Origin of the sequence: Corticimicrobacter sp., from assembly GCF_040137905.1 — a bacterium.
In the GTDB taxonomy this organism is placed as follows: domain Bacteria; phylum Pseudomonadota; class Gammaproteobacteria; order Burkholderiales; family Burkholderiaceae_B; genus Corticimicrobacter.
The window spans coordinates 114,408-133,577 of the sequence record NZ_JBEFDG010000088.1 but is presented as its reverse complement, the minus strand read 5'-3'; the positions used below and the strand labels follow the sequence as shown (position 1 = coordinate 133,577).

17 protein-coding genes and 1 pseudogene are annotated in these 19,170 nt (G+C 62.7%); 6 read left to right on the top strand and 12 right to left on the bottom strand.

Features of this window, described 5'->3' with window-relative positions; translation table 11 throughout:
• Positions 1–10: 10 nt before the first annotated feature.
• Positions 11–1,189, bottom strand: coding sequence for a TMAO reductase system periplasmic protein TorT (torT, locus tag ABN482_RS14965; protein WP_349504730.1), 1,179 nt, complete (start codon positions 1,187–1,189; stop codon positions 11–13).
• Positions 1,190–1,240: 51 nt separating this feature from the next.
• On the opposite strand from torT, the gene ABN482_RS14960 reads away from it, so the two are divergent.
• On the top strand, positions 1,241–4,153 hold the full coding sequence (locus tag ABN482_RS14960) for an ATP-binding protein (protein ID WP_349504729.1): 2,913 nt from the start codon (positions 1,241–1,243) through the stop codon (positions 4,151–4,153).
• On the opposite strand, the gene ABN482_RS16510 is transcribed toward ABN482_RS14960, so the two are convergent.
• A complete protein-coding gene (locus tag ABN482_RS16510; protein WP_502877313.1) occupies positions 4,120–4,404 on the bottom strand; it encodes a winged helix-turn-helix domain-containing protein in 285 nt (94 codons plus the stop codon). The two genes, ABN482_RS14960 and ABN482_RS16510, sit on opposite strands and share 34 nt — an antisense overlap.
• Positions 4,405–4,548: 144 nt before the next feature.
• A pseudogene (locus ABN482_RS16505) lies at positions 4,549–4,836 on the bottom strand (response regulator); the annotation flags it as partial.
• A gap of 226 nt (positions 4,837–5,062) precedes the next feature.
• Between ABN482_RS16505 and ABN482_RS14950 the strand changes: the two are divergent.
• The gene (locus tag ABN482_RS14950) at positions 5,063–6,289 is read left to right on the top strand and encodes an MFS transporter (RefSeq protein WP_349504727.1); all 1,227 of its coding nucleotides are present in this window, start codon (positions 5,063–5,065) and stop codon (positions 6,287–6,289) included.
• On the opposite strand, the gene ABN482_RS14945 is transcribed toward ABN482_RS14950, so the two are convergent.
• Entirely contained in the window at positions 6,272–7,237 is a 966-nt protein-coding gene (locus ABN482_RS14945; RefSeq protein WP_349504726.1) for an arsenic resistance protein, read from the bottom strand. The two genes, ABN482_RS14950 and ABN482_RS14945, sit on opposite strands and share 18 nt — an antisense overlap.
• Positions 7,238–7,339: 102 nt before the next feature.
• Between ABN482_RS14945 and ABN482_RS14940 the strand changes: the two genes are divergently transcribed.
• On the top strand, positions 7,340–7,678 hold the full coding sequence (locus tag ABN482_RS14940) for a TfoX/Sxy family protein (protein WP_349504725.1): 339 nt from the start codon (positions 7,340–7,342) through the stop codon (positions 7,676–7,678).
• Positions 7,679–7,824: 146 nt separating this feature from the next.
• On the opposite strand, the gene icd is transcribed toward ABN482_RS14940, so the two are convergent.
• The gene (gene icd / locus ABN482_RS14935; protein WP_349504724.1) at positions 7,825–9,081 is read right to left on the bottom strand and encodes an NADP-dependent isocitrate dehydrogenase; all 1,257 of its coding nucleotides are present in this window, start codon (positions 9,079–9,081) and stop codon (positions 7,825–7,827) included.
• Positions 9,082–9,374: 293 nt separating this feature from the next.
• Between icd and ABN482_RS14930 the strand changes: the two genes are divergently transcribed.
• Positions 9,375–10,019: a YitT family protein gene (locus tag ABN482_RS14930; protein WP_349504723.1), complete on the top strand. Its 645-nt coding sequence runs from the start codon at positions 9,375–9,377 to the stop codon at positions 10,017–10,019.
• Positions 10,020–10,147: 128 nt separating this feature from the next.
• Here ABN482_RS14930 and ABN482_RS14925 read toward each other — a convergent pair whose 3' ends face one another.
• The 6 genes from ABN482_RS14925 to pmbA form a co-directional block, all read right to left on the bottom strand.
• A complete protein-coding gene (locus ABN482_RS14925; RefSeq protein ID WP_349504722.1) occupies positions 10,148–10,549 on the bottom strand; it encodes a DUF4168 domain-containing protein in 402 nt (133 codons plus the stop codon).
• A gap of 143 nt (positions 10,550–10,692) precedes the next feature.
• Entirely contained in the window at positions 10,693–11,532 is an 840-nt protein-coding gene (locus ABN482_RS14920) for a M23 family metallopeptidase (protein ID WP_349504721.1), read from the bottom strand.
• Between the two features lie 102 nt (positions 11,533–11,634).
• Positions 11,635–12,027, bottom strand: coding sequence for a 30S ribosomal protein S9 (gene rpsI / locus ABN482_RS14915; protein WP_349504720.1), 393 nt, complete (start codon positions 12,025–12,027; stop codon positions 11,635–11,637).
• A gap of 12 nt (positions 12,028–12,039) precedes the next feature.
• Positions 12,040–12,468, bottom strand: coding sequence for a 50S ribosomal protein L13 (gene rplM, locus ABN482_RS14910; RefSeq protein ID WP_109060535.1), 429 nt, complete (start codon positions 12,466–12,468; stop codon positions 12,040–12,042).
• A 194-nt stretch (positions 12,469–12,662) separates the two neighbouring features.
• Positions 12,663–13,766 (bottom strand): TRAP transporter substrate-binding protein, encoded by a 1,104-nt coding sequence (locus ABN482_RS14905; RefSeq protein WP_143857979.1) that lies wholly within the window; start codon positions 13,764–13,766, stop codon positions 12,663–12,665.
• A gap of 75 nt (positions 13,767–13,841) precedes the next feature.
• On the bottom strand, positions 13,842–15,251 hold the full coding sequence (gene pmbA, locus ABN482_RS14900; protein WP_349504719.1) for a metalloprotease PmbA: 1,410 nt from the start codon (positions 15,249–15,251) through the stop codon (positions 13,842–13,844).
• A gap of 79 nt (positions 15,252–15,330) precedes the next feature.
• On the opposite strand from pmbA, the gene yjgA reads away from it, so the two are divergent.
• Complete coding sequence (gene yjgA, locus ABN482_RS14895; RefSeq protein ID WP_349504718.1) at positions 15,331–15,927, top strand: ribosome biogenesis factor YjgA; 597 nt, start codon at positions 15,331–15,333, stop codon at positions 15,925–15,927.
• The gene (locus ABN482_RS14890) at positions 15,924–16,595 is read left to right on the top strand and encodes an alpha/beta hydrolase (protein ID WP_349504717.1); all 672 of its coding nucleotides are present in this window, start codon (positions 15,924–15,926) and stop codon (positions 16,593–16,595) included. Before yjgA ends, ABN482_RS14890 begins: the two co-directional genes overlap by 4 nt.
• Before the next feature lie 6 nt (positions 16,596–16,601).
• On the opposite strand, the gene ABN482_RS14885 is transcribed toward ABN482_RS14890, so the two are convergent.
• Entirely contained in the window at positions 16,602–19,112 is a 2,511-nt protein-coding gene (locus ABN482_RS14885; protein ID WP_349504716.1) for a bifunctional acetate--CoA ligase family protein/GNAT family N-acetyltransferase, read from the bottom strand.
• Positions 19,113–19,170: the final 58 nt, after the last annotated feature.

Below are 19,170 nucleotides of genomic sequence, written 5' to 3'. Positions count from 1 at the left end.
CCTGTATCCATCATTGCGGCCCTGACATCGGCTCGACCTGAAAAACCGGGTTGAATCCTGCAGGCGGCACCGTCCACTGGGCAGGAAAACGCTGTATCTGGTCTCGCTCCAGCAGTGCCACATCCGGCCCCACATAAGGTTCGGCCGGGCGGCCTTCGAGCCGCGCCAGGATCTGTTGCACGGCCAGCCGGCCCTGCAACACCGGGAAATCCGTGGCGGCCGCCAGGATGCTGCCTCGCGCCAGGCTGCGATAGACCCCGGGCGTCATATACGCAGAGACGATGCCAACGCGATCCTGCCAGCCGCGATGATGCAACTCACTGACGGCCACTTCGGCCATGACGGCGTTGCCGACCAGATAACGCAGATCGGGATGGGTATCCAGTGCGTCCTCGACCAGTTGCCGCTGCACGGAACGGCCGGTATCGCCCCACTGCACAGTGGCCAGTGTCACATCACTGCCGGCAATGGCATCCCGAAAACCCGCATCCAGGAACAGAACCCAGCCGGCATCGCGCGGCCCCAAAAACCAGGCGACCGTCACCGGGCCGCTGCCGGCAGGGTGGCGCCGCGCCAGCCACTGGCCGGTTTCGCGGCCAAGCTCGTACCACGGCACGCCGACCCGGCCCTGCACAGCCTGCCCACCGACATCGTTGACCAGCGCCACCACAGGATGCGCGGCCGCATAAGATGTCAACAGATCGCCCAACCCATCGTAGGACACTGTGCCAAGCAACATGCCATCGATCTGCGAATCTGCCGCGCAGGCCTCTACCTGGCGGCGCTGCATGGCCAGGTCGTTGTAGCCACCGGCACCAGCCACCGAAATCCCCACACCGAGCCGGGCCGCTTCCTCCATCATGCCGTAATTGACGGCCAGCCAGTAGCCATCCTTGAGATGCGGATAGATGGCACAGATCTGCCATGGCCGGCTGGCCGGCTGGCGTTGCGGCAACACGGGTGACGTGTCGCGCTCCGGTCCCTGCCAGCGCCTGAGCGGCCACGCCTCTGCCTGCTCCGTATCCGCCGCCAGCGCCACAGCCCAGGGGGCCAACATGCCGCCGCAGCATGCCACCAGCGCTGCCAGCAACCCCTGTCGGCCTCGCCGCAGTGATCGCTGGCCCGGCCATGCCAGGTACTGCCGCCATGCACGCGGGTAGAATGTGCGCATCGTGTCTTTGTGTTTCATGGTCGCCAAGCATACCGCGTCGACCGCATCAACGGCCAGACGCCCTCATCCATGCCGCTACGCCCGATTTTCCTGCAACGCTATCGCAGCCTGCCCGGCAAGCTGGCCCTGGGCCTGGCCGCCAGCGCACTCTGCACGATACTGGTCGCGCTCATCGGCTGGAACAGTTTCCAGCGGGTCGTCAACAGCCAGCAGGCCATCGTCGAGCGTGTGCTGCCGGATACCCTGGCCCTGCATGAACTGGTACGGGGCAGCACACGCCTGGCCGTGATGGCTCCACAACTTGCCCGTGCCGGTTCGGCCGAGGAAATCACCCGTCTCGATACGGCCATCACCACCGAACTGGCGCAAATGCGCAACAGCATCGAAGCACTGGATGCCGCCGACATCGCCAGCACCCTGGCGACGGAGTTGCAGCAGACCTATGCCGCACTGGCCCATGCCAGCCAGGAGATGCACCGGGTCGTCAGCCAGAGGCTGGAGCTGCGCGCCGAGCGCCAGCAGCACAGCGCACGCGTGCAGGCCCGGCTGCAGGAACTGGGGCTGCTGGCCGGAGCCCAGACCGACAACGCCGTCGCCATCATGGTCTCCATCCTGGCCGGCCTGCAGCAACATGCCGACGGCGGCCCCGCGCCGGTCGGCAATGTCGCCGACCTGTACGACCATATCATCGACATCGACCTGGACCGGCTCGAGCGCATGCAGGAAATGCAACTCGCCATCCATCGCCTTGTTCCCCTGCTGGAACAGGTGGAAGGCCTCGACAGCGAGACGGCGCTGGAGACATCCCGACAGGCTTTCACGGCCAGCCTGGCCTTGCTGCGCAAGCGCCAGCGAAACATTGCCGATCCATCCGACCATACACAGGCAGGCCGTCTGTCCACCGCGCTCCAGGATGCCGCCGGCCCGACCGGCCTGTACGTACTGATGCGCCGCGAACTGGACCTGCGCCGGCAGACCGACACCCTGCAGCAGGAGATGCTCGCCCAGACCGGCAGGCTGGATCATCTGGCCGGACGCCTGCTGCAACATGGCAGCGAAATGGCCATCGCCGCAGGCAACTCGGCGCGCCAGGCCGCTGCCACCGGCATGACCGCCTTCGCCATCACCGCTGCCTGCCTGCTGTTGTTGACTATTGGCGGCCTCTACGCGGTACGCCGGCAGCGCACCTTCGCCCGCCTGCGCGAACTCGAAAGCGCCACGCTGGCCCTGGCACATGGCCAGCACTCGGCCCCCATCCCTCACGAAGGCAACGATGCCCTGGCACAACTGGCCCAGGCGCTGTCCACCCTGCGTGACAAGGTGATCGAGCGGGATCAACTGGCCACTGAACTGCGCCACGAACGCGCCACGCTCGAACGCCAGGTCGGCGAACGCACGGCCGAGCTGCGCGCCAGCAATCTCGCCCTGGCGCACGAAACGGCAGAGCACAGGCAGGCGCGTATCCAGGCCGAACAGGCCAGCCGCGCCAAGACGGCCTTTCTCGGCACCATCAGCCATGAACTGCGCACCCCCATGAGCGGCATTCTCGGCACGCTGGAACTGCTGCAGGACACGCCGCTTGCCACGACCCAGGCCCAATATGCAGGGCAGATACGCACCTCGGCTACCCTGCTGCTGGATACCCTGGAAGACATGCTGCTGTACGCCCAGCTCGACATCGGCCGCCCTGCCATGCATGCCGAAACCTTTGCGCTGCGGCGCTGCATCGACGATGTCTTTGCCGTGCAGGGCAGCCGTGCACGCAATCAGGGACTGGCCCTGACCCTGGATATCGCCGCCGATATCCGGCCCATGTTGCACGGCGACCGCCGCAAGCTGAGCCAGGTCCTGCTCAATCTGGTGGGCAATGCCATCAAGTTCACCCAGGAAGGCGCCGTCGAGATCAGCGTCTGTCGCCAACCCGACACCGACTGCTCACAGCGCGAGCATCTGCAATTCCAGGTCAGCGACAGCGGCATCGGCATTCCTGCCGAACAGATTGAAAGTGTATTCGAACCCTTCGTGCAGGCGCATGCCCATCTGCCCGAGCGCCAGGGCGGTACCGGCCTGGGTCTGTCGATCTGCCGCCGTCTGGTCCAAGCCATGGGCGGTCAGATCTCGATCGAGAGCCAACCAGGCCATGGCACCTGTGTCACGTTCCTGCTGGATTTCGAGGCCGGTATGGCGATCCAGGCAGAAACGGCCGAATCCACTTTGCCCGCCGTTGGTGCCGCGACGGAGCCCCTCCGTATCCTGGTCGTCGAAGACGATGCCGTCACGCGCATGGTGCTGCAACACATGCTGTCCAGACAGGGGCATCAGGTCACCGCTGCGGCCACGGGTGGCGAAGCGCTGGCGACATTTTCCACACATCCCGTGGACATGGCATTGATCGATATCCATCTGCCCGACACCCAGGGCAACACGTTGATGCATCGGCTGCGCACCCTGCCCGGCCAGAAAAACCTGCCCGTAGCGCTGATGTCCGCGCATGCCAGCCAGGACGGCGGTACAGCGTGGCTGCAGACCGGTGCCGATGCCTATCTGGCCAAACCCTTTGAACGCCGACAATTGATGGCATTGATCGAAGCGCTGGCTAAACAGGATGATCCCGGCGCTTTCCTTGCCGAAGAATGCAGCCTGCTCGGTCCCGCTGCCGTCCAGGCCATCGTCGCTGCCTACCAGCGGCAGGACAGTGAATTACACGCCAGCCTGGAACAGGCTCTGGCCGCAACGGACCCTGCAGCCTGTGCACGACTGGCCCATCGCCTGCGCAGCGCAGCCGGCAACCTGGGACTGGCGCAGCTTGCCCGCCATGCGCGTCAGGTAGAAAACATGCTTACCGAACAGAAACCGCCTGCCCTGCTACCGCAGGACTGGCCAACTGCAGTACATACCTTGCTGGTCGCCATGCAGCAGGCCCGACGGGCGCTGCATCAGGCCTGCCTTCAGACGGGCCTGACCTCGGCAGACAGCCGGTAGCCTTCGCCCCGTACTGTCGCGATCAGCGAAGTTTGCCCATCCGCCGTATCGAGCTTGGCACGCAGGCGGCGTATCAGCACATCCACCGTGCGATCGGCGGGATGCCAATCGCTGCCGCTGATGACACGCGTCAGGCGTTCGCGATCCATGACCGCATCCGGATGCTGTGCCAGTGCACTGAGCAGATCGAACTCGCCACGCGTCAGGGTCACTTCGCTGCCATCGTGTGCATAGAGTCGCCGCCGCACCATATCGAGCTGCCAGCCGGCAAAGCAGATGCGAGGCGCATCCCCAGCCGCGTCAAACGGACCACAGGCACGGCGCAACAGGCTCTTGGCGCGCGCCAGCAGCACCCGGGGATTGAAAGGCTTGGTCACGTAATCGTCGGCACCGACTTCCAGCCCGACGATGGTATCGACCTCGTCGGTACGGCCGGTCACCAGGATGATGCCGATGGCGGGATGCTGTGCGCGCAATTCACGAGCCAGCGAAATCCCATCGCGACCGGGCAGGTTGATATCGAGCAGCACCAGGGATACCGGTTCGGCCTGCAGGATGCGCCACATGGCCTCGCCTTCGTCGGCCAGCAACGTGCGATAGCCTTCCTGAGAAAAATAGGCCAGCAGGCGCTGCTGTATCACCAGATCGTCGTCCACGATCAGGATGGTGCCAGCCCCCGTCATCTGGCTGGAGGATGGAGACGGATAGTGAATCATGATCCTGCTTCCGCATGCTGTCCGACAGATTTATATTCTAGGCCGAATTCCCCTTCCAGCATTGTGGAAAATCAATATCTTTCCATTCAACCGCTACACTAGCGGCGCATCAAGATCCATCTTGCAATCGGCAGTCACGGCAACATGGCATGCCCACAGAGGCGGCCTCCCCCCTTTTTCCCCGCATCCACCCATGTCCTTTTCGTCCCCCTCGCGCCCGACCAGTGCCAACACCGAACGCCCGTCCATACCCCGTACCGTCTGGGCGCTGGGCTGGGTCAGCCTGCTCATGGACATCTCCAGCGAAATGGTCCAGACCATGCTGCCCCTGTTCCTGGTGGGCAGCATGGGCGCACCGGCCATCCTGATCGGACTGCTGGAAGGCGTATCGGTGGTCATCGCGATGGTCGTCCGCCTGGGAGCCGGCATCCTGTCCGATCGCTGGCGCTCGCGCAAAGGGCTGGTCAGCTTCGGCTATGGCCTGGCCGCCCTGTCCAAACTGTTTTTTCCCCTGGCAGAAAGCATCTTCGGCATCGCCTGCGGCAAATTCCTGGATCGCATCGGCAAGGGTATCCGCAGCGCACCGCGTGATGCATTGCTGGCCGATGCCTCGCCTGCTGCCATCCGGGGAGCCTGCTTCGGCCTGCGCAAATCGATGGACAGCCTGGGTGGCGTCATTGGCCCGCTGATTGCCGTGCTGGTCCTGTTCGCCAGCCAGGACAACTTCCGCCTGCTGTTCTGGCTCGCCGTCATTCCGGCGACGCTGGCGGTATGCGTTCTGCTGCTGGGCGTACGTGAACCCGATCGCATCACGCCGGATAAACCGGGCAAGCCCCCAATCGACTGGCATGCCGCGCGCAGGCTCGGAAAGGCCTTCTGGACACTGATCGCCCTGGCTGCCCTGCTGGGCGCGGCCCGCTTCAGCGAAGCCTTTTTGCTGCTGCGCGCCCACGAAAGCGGCATTGCCCTGACCTGGGCACCGCTGGTCATCCTGGGCATGCACCTGGTCTACAGCGCCGTGGCCTATCCTGTCGGCCGCCTGTCGGATCGTCTGGGGCGACGCGCCATGCTGCCACTGAGTCTGGTCTTTCTGGCTGCCGCCAATGTGCTGCTGGCGCTCTGGCCCGGCAACCTCGTGATGCTGGCGCTGGCCCTGGGCCTGTGGGGCCTGCACATGGGCTTTTCCCAGGGTGTGCTGGCGACGCTGGTGGCTGATGTGGCCCCCGCCGACCTGCGCGGCACGGCTTTCGGGCTGTTCAACCTGAGCACCGGGCTGGCCGTACTGGTCGGCAACCTGCTGGCGGGTTTGCTGTGGGATAGCTGGGGTTCGGTGGCCACGTTCAGTGCAGGGGCCATTTTCGCCCTGCTGACGCTGGCCGGTTCATTTTTCCTGAAACTGCCGTCACACCGCCTTGCCTGACACGCCCCAGCGCGGCAACACACGGATGTAGAGCAGCTCGGCCAGCAACTCTACCAGCGTCTGGAGCACGATGACCGCAGGTAACAGCGGCATCGCGCCCGGCACTGACAGCGCCAGCGGCAATACCACCAATGAATTTCGCGTACCGGCGCTGAAGGCCACGGCCCGCCCGGCCATGGCCTTCAGGCCGCACCATCGGGCCAGCCACCAGCCCACGACTGGCGCGATCAGGGCATACAGCAGATAAAGCGGCACGACCGACCAGGCCGTGGCCGGCATACTGCGCAGCGACGGCATCACGGCCGCCACCACCACCAGCAGTACCAGCGCCGTCGCCGGGACACACAGCAGCGCCAGTCCGTCGGCCACGGCCGAGGCACTGCGATGACGCCGTGCCAATGCCTGGGTCAGGCCAGCCAGTGTGGCAGGCACCAGAATCATCCAGACAAACGCATCCACGAACGGTTCGGGTCGCACCCATTGTGCAGCCTCCTCCCCCAGGAACAGGCGCAGGTACAGCGGCAGGGCCAGCATCTGCAGCAGCAGCAGCACTGGCGTACTCGCCAGCAGCAGGCGGGCATCCGCCCGTCCCAGATGGGCAAAGGTCACGACATAATCGATGCAGGGGGTCAGCAGCACGAAGAGCATCCCCAGGCGCAACAACGGATCGGCCGGAGCCCAGTGCAGCAGACCTGCTACCAGAATCGGCACCAGGATGAAATTGACCACCAGCAGTACAGCCAGGAAACGCCGCTGCCTGAATGCCGTGCCCAGTTCCGCCACCGGCACCTGCAGGAAGGTCAGGTACAGCATGCAGGCCAGGGCTGGCGTAATGGCGGCAGCCCAGTCCACGGCGGACGGCATCAGCCGCCCGAATCCGGCCCCTGCCAGCACGGCCAGGAAATAAAGCCCGATCTGATATTTTTCCAGTACCGCCCTGAGTTGCATTGCGCCTGCCCTGCCTGCAAAACCGATATTTTCTCCTGGGCTGCAGGAGTACAGTCACATATATGAGCACACGCGCAACATCCAATCAAGACAGGCCCTGACATGGCGACATCCCGCTCCACCATCGATTTCCTGCTCGACCAGCTCTGTGCCCTGGAGGACCTCTCCAGCCGGAGAATGTTCGGCGAGTACTGCATCTACCTGTCCGGCAAGCCCATCGGTTTCGTGTGCAACGACGAGTTCTACCTGAAAATCACCGCAGCCGGCAGGCAACTTGCGCCTGACGCCGCCGAAGGTTTCCCCTACCCCGGTGCCCGGCCGCACCTGCTGATCCCGGCAGACAGTTGGGAAGATCGTCACTGGCTGATACCGTTGTTGGAGGCGACCGAGCGAGCCTTACCGCCCCCCAAACCGCGCAAGAAGGATCACTTCAAGCAATAACACACGTCCCACGCTTGTCGTGGCGCGCCCGTGCGACTCTCATGGGATGCTTTTAATGCAAGAGCCGGACGATAAAAAAAGCCCCTGCAGCATGACTGCAGGGGCCTGCTTCACTGCAGGTGGACGACCAGCGTCCACCGCATGAATTACATGTTGGAGATCATCACATCACCGAAGCCCGAGCACGACACCTGGGTCGCACCTTCGAGCAGGCGGGCGAAGTCATAGGTGACCTTCTTGGACAGGATCGACTTTTCCATGCTGGAAATGATCAGGTCGGCCGCTTCGGTCCAGCCCAGGTGACGCAGCATCATTTCGGCCGAGAGGATTTCGGAACCGGGGTTCACGTAATCCTTGCCGGCGTACTTGGGAGCCGTGCCGTGGGTGGCTTCGAACATCGCCACCGAATCCGACAGGTTGGCGCCCGGAGCGATACCGATACCACCGACCTGTGCTGCCAGCGCGTCGGACACATAGTCGCCGTTGAGGTTGAGCGTGGCAATCACGGAATACTCGGCCGGACGCAGCAGGATCTGTTGCAGGAAGGCGTCGGCAATCGAATCCTTGATCACGATGTCGCGACCGGTCTTGGGATTCTTGAACTTGAGCCACGGGCCGCCGTCGATGGGCTCGGCACCGAACTCGTTGGCAGCCAGGCCGTAGCCCCAGTCACGGAAGCCACCTTCGGTGAACTTCATGATGTTGCCCTTGTGGACCAGGGTCACGCTGGGCTTGTCATTGTCGATGGCGTACTGGATGGCCTTGCGCACCAGACGCTCGGTACCTTCGCGCGACACGGGCTTGACGCCGATGCCGGAGGTCTGCGGGAAGCGGATCTTGTTGACGCCGAGCTTGGTCTGCAGGAAATCGATCAGCAGCTTGGCCTTTTCGGATTCGGCTTCGAATTCGATACCGGCGTAGATGTCTTCGGAGTTTTCGCGGAAGATCACCATGTCGGTCTTCTCGGGCTCACGCACCGGCGAGGGCACGCCCTTGAAGTAGCGCACCGGGCGCAGGCAGACGTACAGGTCGAGCTGCTGGCGCAGGGCGACGTTGAGCGAGCGGATGCCACCGCCCACGGGCGTGGTCAGGGGGCCCTTGATGGAGACGACGTAGTCGCGCAGGACTTCCATCGTCTCTTCGGGCAGCCAGACGTCAGGGCCGTACACCTTGGTGGACTTCTCGCCTGCGAAGACTTCCATCCACTGGATCTTGCGCTTGCCGGCGTAGGCCTTCTCGACTGCGGCATCGACAACCTTGATCATCACGGGGGTGATGTCGGCACCCGTGCCGTCGCCCTCGATGAAGGGAACGATAGGTTGGTCAGGCACGTTCAGCGAGAAGTCGGCATTGACCGTGATCTTCTGGCCCTGTGCGGGCACCTTGATATGCTGGTAGGACATGGATACTCCGGTAGCGTCGGTGGTTTGATTGAAAATCGGTTTTGGTATTGGAGTCAGCTTTCCATTCTACCCGATTTCTGGCGAATGTCTTGTATAAGACTGCATCGCAAAGCATGGCTGGACTGTCGATATCATTACGGAAAAGTTGCGCTTTCGCACACCCGGAGTCGCCCTTCTGGCGCATCGACTGCGACGCGGGCATAATGCCACCGTCGCCACAAGCGATACAGCGCCCCGATGGAGCGCACCCGGCCCGCATCGCACCACCCTTGCGAACGGCTCATCATACTGCCATGCATACCCCTGCCATGCCCGTCACCCCTGTCGCGCCCGTCTCCGCCCTGCATCACGGCCCCGGAGAAGATGTCCTGGCCCTGTTCACGGGCACACTTTTCGTCTCCATGACCATGGTGCTCTATGCACAGGCGGGCCTGCTCACCGGCAGCACAGCCGGCATCGCCTTTTTGCTGCATTATCTGAGCGGATGGCCATTCGGTCTGATCTTTTTCGTCATCAACCTGCCGTTCTACTGGTTTTCATGGCAGCGCATGGGGCGCGAATTCACGCTCAAGACCTTTGCCGCCGTGGGCATGCTGTCGCTGCTGACCGACTTCGCGCCACAGGTCATGCACATCGATTACCTGCATCCGCTCTATGCGGCCCTGCTGGGTGGGTTTCTGCTGGGCACGGGCTGCCTGTTCCTGGCGCGCCACCGCGCCAGCCTGGGGGGTGCCACGATTGTCTCGCTCTATCTACAGCAGGCGCACGGCATCCGGGCAGGCAAGGTACACATGATCATCGACTGCGCCATCGTGGCCATGGCTTTTTTCGTCGTGCCGCCGGAACGGGTTGCCTATTCGATTCTGGGTGCCATCGCCATGAGCCTGTTTCTGTGGATCAACCATCGGCCGGGCCGCTACATGGGCGGTGTGCGCTGAGCGCACCTTCGGCACAATGCATGGCACGGCACCCAGGCAGCCTCGGCACAATCTGACTACAGGCAAAACCGATCCTCATGCGCCAGGACCGCAAGGCCCCGACACGAGAATCGATTCACCCTGCCCGCTCAGCCTCCCTGGCTGCGCGCCAGCATGTCCACCACCCGCTGGCGCAAGGCAGGATTCTGCTGGACAGCCACACTGATGCCGTTGTATTCGTCCACGCTCAATCCGTCACGCTCGACCAGCGCGATCATCTTGCCATCGGCCTCGCGCAGCAAGGCCTGCCGCTCTGCCGGATCGGTCACGCCTGCCAGCCTGGGCTGGTAATCTGCAGCAACCGCATCGATCTTGCGCGCGGCACCCACGTATTTTTCAAGCTGCTCATCGGACGGATCAATGGCTGCGGGTGCCTGTACCGGTGTTTCAGCACGGGCCGGTTCAAGTCTCGATTCGGCCATGGCATAAGGGGATGCCAGCCCGAAGGATACGGCAGCAGCGAAAAGAAACGCTTTCAAGGATGATTGCATACGATTCTCCTTTACGTCGTTGGTGAGGTTCCATGATGCGGCCAAAGCATGCCCCGGTTCAAGTTTCGCTCTGTGTGGTCGTGTATCGGCATGCCACAGGCACCTCATCTACAGCCAGGGCATGCCGCCAGCGCAGCCTGGGCTCAGTGCGCCCGTTCCAGCACCAGTTGGGGGTCGACTCGCACATCGAACCAGTTCATTCCCCAGTGCAGGTGCGGGCCGGTCGAGCGGCCTGTCGAACCGACGGCACCCATGACGTCGCCTTGGCTGATGCGCTGGCCGACCGTCACATCGATACGCGAAAGATGCAGAAAATTGGAACTGACACCATGCCCATGGTCCAGCAGGATGGTGCCACCAGTCAGGTACAGATCGGGATCGACAAAGGTGATGATACCGGCAGCAGGCGCTTTGACCGGCGTCCCGGTGGGGGCCGCGATATCCATGCCGGAATGCGGTGAACCCGGCTTGCCGTTATAGACACGCGCCCGGCCAAAGCGTCCACTGATGCGCCCCTGTACCGGCCAGATGAAGGCCTGGGCAAAATCAGCGCGCTCATCATCCCGCTCGCGCGCCGCTACCACACGGGCCTGCTCGGCCTGGATGCGACGGGCAATGGCGGGCGGCGGCTCGACTGTGGCTGGCGGCACGCCGTTGATGTGCTGCAGGGGCCAGTCGCGTGGCTGTATGCTGATCACAGGCGACTGCCGTTCGCCACTGGGCAATACGACATCGACACGCGCCTCGCCCTGCGCGTCACGGCCAATGCCCAATACCACCGAACCATATGGCGTCACTCGCAGCTCGCGCCCCGCGTAGCGGACCGTGCTGCCTGCCGGCACCTTGCCGATTACCAGCGTCCCTTGCTGTACCGTGCCGGGAAATACCACGCGCGTATCGGCCTGGGCCCAGGCCGGCCATGCCAGGCCTGCAACAACGGCCCCCAACAAACGGCGGCGGGATGGGAAAACAATCGCAGGCATAACATGCAATCCTTGCAGAGATGAAACGGACAGAGTGTAGCGAAGCTGTCCCAAAATAAAAAAAGCCGCCCGAAGGCGGCTTTTTCGCAGCAATGCCGAGAATTAGCGCTTGCTGAACTGCTTGCGGCGACGTGCCTTGTGGAAGCCGACCTTCTTGCGTTCGACTTCGCGGGCGTCGCGGGTGACGAAGCCAGCCTTCGACAGTGCGGGCTTGAGCGTTTCGTCGTAGTCGATCAGCGCGCGGGTGATGCCGTGGCGCACAGCGCCGGCCTGGCCGCTTTCGCCGCCGCCCTTGACGTTGATCTTGATGTCGAACGACTCAGTGTGGCCGGTCAGTTCGAGCGGCTGGCGAACGACCATGCGGCCGGTTTCGCGTGCGAAGAACTCGTCGACAGGCTTGCCGTTGACGACGATCTTGCCCGTGCCCTTCTTCATGAAGACGCGAGCCACCGAGGTCTTGCGACGGCCGGTGCCATAATTCCAGTTACCGATCATGTCCTTGACCTCTTAGATATCCAGCGGTTGCGGCTGTTGCGCCGAGTGCGGATGCTCGGAGCCTGCGTAGACCTTGAGCTTCTTGATCATGGCGTAGCCGAGCGGACCCTTGGGCAGCATACCCTTGACGGCTTTTTCCAGGGCGCGGCCCGGGAAACGCTGCTGCATTTCGAGGAAGGTGGTCTCGGTGACACCGCCCGGGTAACCCGAGTGGCGGTAGTAGCGCTTGCCTTCGGCCTTGTTGCCGGTGACAGCGATTTCGGCTGCGTTGATGATGACGATATAATCGCCGGTATCAACGTGCGGCGTGAATTCAGGTTTGTGCTTGCCACGCAGACGGCGTGCGACTTCGCTGGCCACACGACCCAGGACTTTGCCCTTGGCGTCAATCACAAACCAGTCACGCTTGACTTCATGCGGCTTGGCCACAAATGTCTTCATGATGGTTCCTAACATTCAAAAATTAAGCTCATGCCCGATACAGGCATGAGCGCCTGGCCGAAAACACCACAGCACGAAGACTCATGCCGCAGGCCATTTCCGGCCGCTTTTTCAGTTTGTGCCCTGCCAGAGTGTTATGAATTCACCCGTGCCAGCTCATCCAAAAAGAAAATAGCCACTGATCATAACATAGATCAGGAACGATTGCGCGCCGACAGGCGTACGCCCAGATATTGGTCGAAGCTGCCTTCGGCCACCCGGAACCATGGCACCACTTCGTCGCGGAAGGCCATGTAGTTGTCATACACCGTCTTGAACTGGGGATTCTTGTCGCAGAATTCCTTGTAGACGGTCTGTGCCGCATCGTAGGAAGCATCCATCACTTCGCGCGGGAACGGGCGCAGCTTGGTGCCGCTGGCGATCAGGCGACGCAGGGCCTGCGAGTTGAGTGCATCATAGCGCGAGGTCATGGCACCATGCGCAACCCGGCTGGCCGCCTCGACGATGGTCTGGTAGGTCTTGGGCAGCGAAGCCCAGGCCGCATCATGCAGGTAGAGCGAGACCTGCGGACCGCCCTCCCACCAGCCCGGATAGTAGTAGTAGCCGGCAACCTTGTTGAAGCCCAGCTTTTCATCGTCATACGGCCCGACGAATTCGACCGCATCCAGCGTGCCACGCTCCAGTGCGGGGTAGACATCGCCACCCGCCAGTTGCTGCGGCACCACACCCAGGCGCGACAGGACTTCGCCCGCAAAGCCGGCCGTACGCATCTTGAGGCCCTTCAGGTCCTCGAGCGACTTGATCTCGTTGCGATACCAGCCGCCCATCTGCGTGCCGGTATTGCCCATCGGGAAGTTGATAATGTTATAGGCCTTGAACATGTCACGGGTCAGGCGCATGCCATCGCCATCGAACATCCAGGCATTGGTCTGGCGGGTATTGAGACCGAACGGCACGCAGGCATCGAAGCACAGGGCCGGGTCCTTGCCATAATAGTAATAACTGACCGTATGGCCACACTCGACCGTATTGTTCTGCACCGCATCAAGCACCTGCAGTGCCGGCACGATCTCCCCACCCGGAAAGTGGCGGATGGTGAACTTGCCACCCGTCGCCTCATTGACATACTTGCAGAAAATCTCACCGGTGCCATACAGGGCATCGAGGCTGCGCGGAAAACTGGAGGCCATGCGCCAGTTGAGCGTAGGGGCATCCTGGGCAAAAACCGGTGCAGCCACGGCGGCACTGCCAGCCACGGCACCCAGGCCCGCTTTTTTCAGAAACGAACGACGTTGCATGGAATCTCCTTCACAAGCTTATATGCAGGTGTATATGTAAAAACTTATGTATTTGTATATTCTACAGGCCGATCACTATATGCCTGCTATCGACATTTCCGCAATCAGGATCGAACCCGATGTCTTGGCTCCCCGCGTGATGCGATCCGCCCCGACCGCCACGATATTGCGGAACATATCCTGGAGATTGCCAGCGATGGTGATTTCCTGCACGGCATGCTGGATGCGGCCGTTTTCCACCCAGTAGCCGAACGCACCGCGAGAATAATCGCCTGTCACATAATTGACGCCCTGCCCGATCAGCTCGGTCACCAGCAGGCCTGTGCCCATCTTGCGCAGCATCGCCTCGAAATCGTCTTCGGGACGGGTCAGGCGCGAGCGCAGCATCAGGTTGTGCGAGCCACCTGCATTACCCGTACCCGGCAATCCCAGTTTGCGCGCCGTGTAGCTGGACAGGAAATAGCCATTGAGCACCCCGCCCGACACGACCTGACGCACACGCGTCGCCACACCCTCGTCATCGAACATCGCACTGCCCATGGACTGGGGAATGAAGGGATTTTCATCGAGGTCGATATGCCCGGGCAATATCTGGCGACCTGCCGCATCCAGCAGGAAACTGGCCTTGCGATAGAGAGCACCGCCACTGACCGCCTGCGTCAGCGCACCGATCAGGCCCAGCGCCAGCGGGGCCTCGAACAGGACAGGAAAACGGCCTGTGGGAATGCGGCGCGCCGACAGCCGCGCCAGGGTGCGCTCGGCCGCATAGCGACCAATGGCCTCGGGTTGCCCCAGCCCCTGCGCAGCACGATGCGCGCTGTACCAGTAATCGCGCTGCATGCGATTGCCACGACCGGCAATCGGCGCAACCGACAGGCTGTGGCGCGAATAGGGATAGCCGGCCATGAAACCATGCGTATTTCCCATGACGAAATGCCCTTCATAGGTATTGACGCTGGCTCCTTCGGTATTGGTAATGCGGGTATCGGTATCGAGCGCAGCCCGCTCGACACGGCAGGCCAGTGCGCAGGCCTGATCCGTATCGATTCTCCAGGGATGGTGCAAATCCAGATCCAGAAACTGCGTGGCCAGTTGATCTGCCTCTGGCAGCCCGGCGGCAGGATCATCCGCCGTATGGCGGGCAATATGCCAGGCAGCCTCGACAGTCTGGCGCAATGCGGCAGGCGACAGATCGGAAGTCGATGCCGACCCTCGGCTGCGCCCCGCATAGACAGTCACCCCCAGAGATCGGTCCAGCGCCTGCTCGACGGTTTCGATGCTGCCTTTACGCACCGATACCGAGAGGCCGCAGCTTTCGGATACTTCGGCAGCCGCATCGCTGGCACCCAGCTCGCGCGCATATCCCAGCACCGTCTCGACCGCCTCCCGGAAACGAGCCTGGCCAGCCTCGATATCCAGTCCCTGGAGGCCCGCTGGCACCCGGTTTTTGCCTGCGCGGGAGCGCGGCGTCTCTTGATCAGTCATGCTCATGGATTTCAGGAAAATTGGGACAGGCGAGTATGATAGCCAACTTTACCCCTATAAGATTCTTACTGCTGCCCCTATGGACGAATTTCCGCCCTCGCCCAACGATGATCAGGATGCCGGCCCGGTCTATGACCGCCCCAGCAAATCCCAGGTCAAACGCGATATGCTGGCCTTGCTGGATCTTGGCAAGGATCTGATCGACCTGTCGCCAGAACGGCTGCGCCAGTTGCCACTCGAAGAAAAGCTGTACGAAGCCATCCGGCTGGCACAGCGTACCACCAGCCGCGAAGGCCGGCGCCGTCAGACACACTATGTCGGCAAGCTGATGCGCAGGGCACCTGCCGAAGAAATCCGGACGCAGCTCGATGTCTGGGCCAATGGCTCGCGCGAAGCGACCGCTTCGCTGCATCGCACCGAGCGCCTGCGAGATCGCCTGCTGACCGATGATGAAGCACTGACAACCCTGCTGGCACAGTATCCGGGTGCCGATGTGCAGCACCTGCGTTCACTGATCCGCGCCGCCCGCAAGGAGGCTGCCAGCAATGCCGCACTGACCGAAGGCTCGCAACTCCAGCGCAAGCACTACCGCGCGCTGTTCCAGGCACTGCGAGAGCTGGAGCCGGGCGACACGTCATCATCCGACACCGCCGAAGACGAGGAGGAAGAAGCATGACCCAGAGTTTGCTTGATGCCGTGACCATCGATACGGGCACCGTACCGCAACGCACCGTGATCTGGCTGCATGGCCTCGGGGCCGATGGTCACGACTTTGCCCCCATCGTGCCCGAACTGGGCCTGGAGGACATGCCACCGATCCGCTTCATTTTTCCACATGCGGGCGTGATGCCTGTCACCATCAACAATGGCATGGCCATGCGTGCCTGGTATGACATTCTGGGATTCAATGGCACGGCCCGCGAGGATGACGTCGGCATCCACCATTCCCAGGCCGCTGTTGAAGCGCTGATTGCACAGGAAAAGGCGCGCGGCGTCCCTGCCCGGCACATCGTGCTGGCAGGCTTTTCACAAGGCTGCGCCATGACCCTGCAGGTCGGCCTGCGCCATGCCGAGCGCCTGGGCGGCCTGATCGCCCTGTCCGGTTACCTGCCGCTGCGCCAGACACTGGCGGCAGAGCGCAGCCCGGCCAACGCAGATGTTCCCATCCTGCAGGCCCACGGCACCCAGGATCCTGTCGTCGCCATCCAGCGGGCCGAGACATCGCGTGCACTGCTGGAAGAACTGGGCTATCACGTCGAGTGGCACACCTACCCGATGCCGCACTCGGTCTGCGCCCAGGAAATCGCCGAGATCGGCACTTTCCTCAAGCGCGTTCTGGCCTGAACGCGGTCAGGTCTTGCCATCTTGGACTGGAGCCAGCGGCTCCAGATCCAGCCAGACCCGCCGCATCGAGGGATCATCAGGATCCGGGTCATTGACAAAACCGAGCCGGGTCATCAGGGTCAGCATGGGCCGATTTGCAGCCAGCACCATGCCATCGATATATTCCAGCCCCTGCTGTCGCGCGGCCTCGATCAGCCCTTGCATCAGCGAGTAGCCCAGCTTGCGGCGCTGCCAGTCATCACCAATCACCAGCGCATACTCGGCCCCCCGCCCATCGGCATTACGCAGATAATGCGCAAAACCGATGATGACATCGTGAGGATGACCGCGATGGGCCGGATTGGGTTGCTGAATGGTCGCCACCAGCGCCAGCTCCCGGTGATAATCGACCTGGGTATAGCGCGCCAGCATGCGGTCCGTCAGTTCCTTCATGGCCGAGATGAAGCGCATATAGCGTGACTGCTCGGACAGATCACGGACGAAGTCCTGCAAGGCCTCGGCATCCTCTGGTCGAATGGGGCGGATGGTATAGGCCAGCCCATCCGCAAAAGCCTCGTTGCGCACCAGGTGCGCAGGATAGGGATGAATCGCCATATGGGCATACCCACCCAACAGCGGCGTATAACCTGCCGGCTGCGCACTCAGGCGCATCTCCATGCCATCGACACGCAGATGATCATTCTCGACACGAATCGGGTCGAGCACCAGTGATTCGATATCAGGCAATTCGGAAATCACTTCGGACACCTGAACCAGCAACTGCTCCAGACGGACCAGCGCCTGCGGACTGGACTCACTGGCCAGCAACGGCTTCCAGATCCGGCTGCGCACCATCATCTGATGTGCCAGATAACTGTTGAGTGGTGGCAAATCCAGGCTGCCGCCAGCACCACCTCCGATCATACCCAGCCGGGCCAGGCGCCCACCTGCACCAAAGCCGATCACCGGTCCGAAACGGGTATCGCGTACCACCCGGATCGCCAGGGCAATGCTGTCATCGTCGACCTGACCATCGGCAGCGTCATCATCGTCGCGCCACTCGACGGGCGCAAAGAACGCCTGCAGAATGTCCTGTACCTCGCTTGCAGCCAGGCATGTCCGTCCCTCCTCTCGGGCGCGATCGATCAGTGCCTGTGCCTGCTCACGATCGGGCGGATAAAGCGGAGGCAGCGGCGGCTGCATCTGCAGCAACAACTGCTGGTTGTAATGGTGAGTCGCCAGCACGCCCAGCGCATCCGCGGCCGTTTCCGGGGTTCGGAAGGCCGGTGTGCCGGCATCGTCGAGCATGCGCCGCAGGGGCCGCATGCCGGCGTCGCCCATGAAACAGGTCACCACGGGCTTGCGAGCCGCCGGCGTCACGGCAGCCAGGCGCTTGGCAACCTCGCTCATGTTGGTGTGCGCATCCGGGGTCAGAAGCACCAGCACGCCATCGACATTGGCATCGGCCAGCAACTGGTTCAGCGCCTCCTGGATAATATCCGGTGTCAGCGGTGCCCGCGTGATGACCGGATTGCGGATATCGGCATCAGGCTCCAGCAGTGCCTGCAAGGCACGGCAGGTCGCCACGCTCAGTTCGGCTCGCACGATGGGGGCCTGCGATCCGGCCAGGTCCAGCGCCAGTTGCGGCGGCCCATTGCCATTGGCCAGCATGGCCACGCGCTGACCACGCGGGCGATGTGCATACCCCAGCACCTTGAGTGCCGAGAACATCTGCACAAAATAACGGATACGCACCGCACCGGCACGCCGCAATGCCGCATCGAAGGCGGCATCGGCACCGCTGCCATCCTGCGCGCGGCCGGCCTTGAGCACGACCACCGGCTTGACCCGTGCAGCCGAACGCAATGCACTCATGAATTCACGGGCATTGCCGGTTTCTTCCATGTACAGCGCAATGCTGTCGGTACGGTAGTCACTGGTCAGGTAATCGAGCACCTGGGGAATGCCCAGATCCACCTCATCCCCCAGGGAGATCGCAGTGGACAGGCCGATATGGGCATCATCAGCCCAGTCCATCACGGCCGCCATGATCGAACGCGACTGGGCCACCAGCGCCACTTTGCCGCTGCGTGCCAGGTGCGGGTGCTGGCTGAAATTGAAGCCAGCATGCGGACGCTGCACTCCGAAGGCATTGGGTCCCAGCAACAGGCAGGGATGGGTCTGAGCCCACAGACGGGAAAAATCACGGGTTGCGGCCGGATCCGGATCGCGGCTGTTGTGCGGCTGCAGGATCACGGCACCAGGCAGCGTCTCGGGGTTGGCCGCCAGCGCATTGAGCACGAGAGGCAGTTGGGTCGGCTCGACGCAGACCAGCGCCAGATCGGGACGCCCTCGTCCCGCGGCGGCTTCCTGCAGCGCCTTGCGGATATCGTCGGGATCACCCTGCGCCGACCACGGCACGCGCACAGTGGTGGCATGCAGGGGAATCGGCGGTGACTGGTCGTACGGCAGAACCTGGTCGCTGATCACCACCAGCGAGCGCGGTTCGAACAAAGGGGCCAGCGCATGACGCAACATGGAAGGCTGTACTCCTCTAAAATGTTGTTTTCCGTTGTATACCCACCTCTGCGTTGCC

What these genes read in the sequence shown, in the direction of transcription:
- ABN482_RS16510 (WP_502877313.1), bottom strand. Translation starts at nt 4,404, where the DNA reads ATGGTGCGGCGGCGACTCTATGCACACGATGGCAGCGAAGTGACCCTG.
- ABN482_RS14885 (WP_349504716.1), bottom strand. Translation starts at nt 19,112, where the DNA reads ATGTTGCGTCATGCGCTGGCCCCTTTGTTCGAACCGCGCTCGCTGGTG.
- torT (WP_349504730.1), bottom strand. Translation starts at nt 1,189, where the DNA reads ATGAAACACAAAGACACGATGCGCACATTCTACCCGCGTGCATGGCGG.
- ABN482_RS14930 (WP_349504723.1), top strand. Translation starts at nt 9,375, where the DNA reads ATGCATACCCCTGCCATGCCCGTCACCCCTGTCGCGCCCGTCTCCGCC.
- ABN482_RS14890 (WP_349504717.1), top strand. Translation starts at nt 15,924, where the DNA reads ATGACCCAGAGTTTGCTTGATGCCGTGACCATCGATACGGGCACCGTA.
- ABN482_RS14940 (WP_349504725.1), top strand. Translation starts at nt 7,340, where the DNA reads ATGGCGACATCCCGCTCCACCATCGATTTCCTGCTCGACCAGCTCTGT.
- ABN482_RS14905 (WP_143857979.1), bottom strand. Translation starts at nt 13,766, where the DNA reads ATGCAACGTCGTTCGTTTCTGAAAAAAGCGGGCCTGGGTGCCGTGGCT.
- rpsI (WP_349504720.1), bottom strand. Translation starts at nt 12,027, where the DNA reads ATGATCGGTAACTGGAATTATGGCACCGGCCGTCGCAAGACCTCGGTG.
- rplM (WP_109060535.1), bottom strand. Translation starts at nt 12,468, where the DNA reads ATGAAGACATTTGTGGCCAAGCCGCATGAAGTCAAGCGTGACTGGTTT.
- ABN482_RS14945 (WP_349504726.1), bottom strand. Translation starts at nt 7,237, where the DNA reads ATGCAACTCAGGGCGGTACTGGAAAAATATCAGATCGGGCTTTATTTC.
- ABN482_RS14920 (WP_349504721.1), bottom strand. Translation starts at nt 11,532, where the DNA reads ATGCCTGCGATTGTTTTCCCATCCCGCCGCCGTTTGTTGGGGGCCGTT.
- ABN482_RS14950 (WP_349504727.1), top strand. Translation starts at nt 5,063, where the DNA reads ATGTCCTTTTCGTCCCCCTCGCGCCCGACCAGTGCCAACACCGAACGC.
- pmbA (WP_349504719.1), bottom strand. Translation starts at nt 15,251, where the DNA reads ATGACTGATCAAGAGACGCCGCGCTCCCGCGCAGGCAAAAACCGGGTG.
- ABN482_RS14925 (WP_349504722.1), bottom strand. Translation starts at nt 10,549, where the DNA reads ATGCAATCATCCTTGAAAGCGTTTCTTTTCGCTGCTGCCGTATCCTTC.
- yjgA (WP_349504718.1), top strand. Translation starts at nt 15,331, where the DNA reads ATGGACGAATTTCCGCCCTCGCCCAACGATGATCAGGATGCCGGCCCG.
- icd (WP_349504724.1), bottom strand. Translation starts at nt 9,081, where the DNA reads ATGTCCTACCAGCATATCAAGGTGCCCGCACAGGGCCAGAAGATCACG.
- ABN482_RS14960 (WP_349504729.1), top strand. Translation starts at nt 1,241, where the DNA reads ATGCCGCTACGCCCGATTTTCCTGCAACGCTATCGCAGCCTGCCCGGC.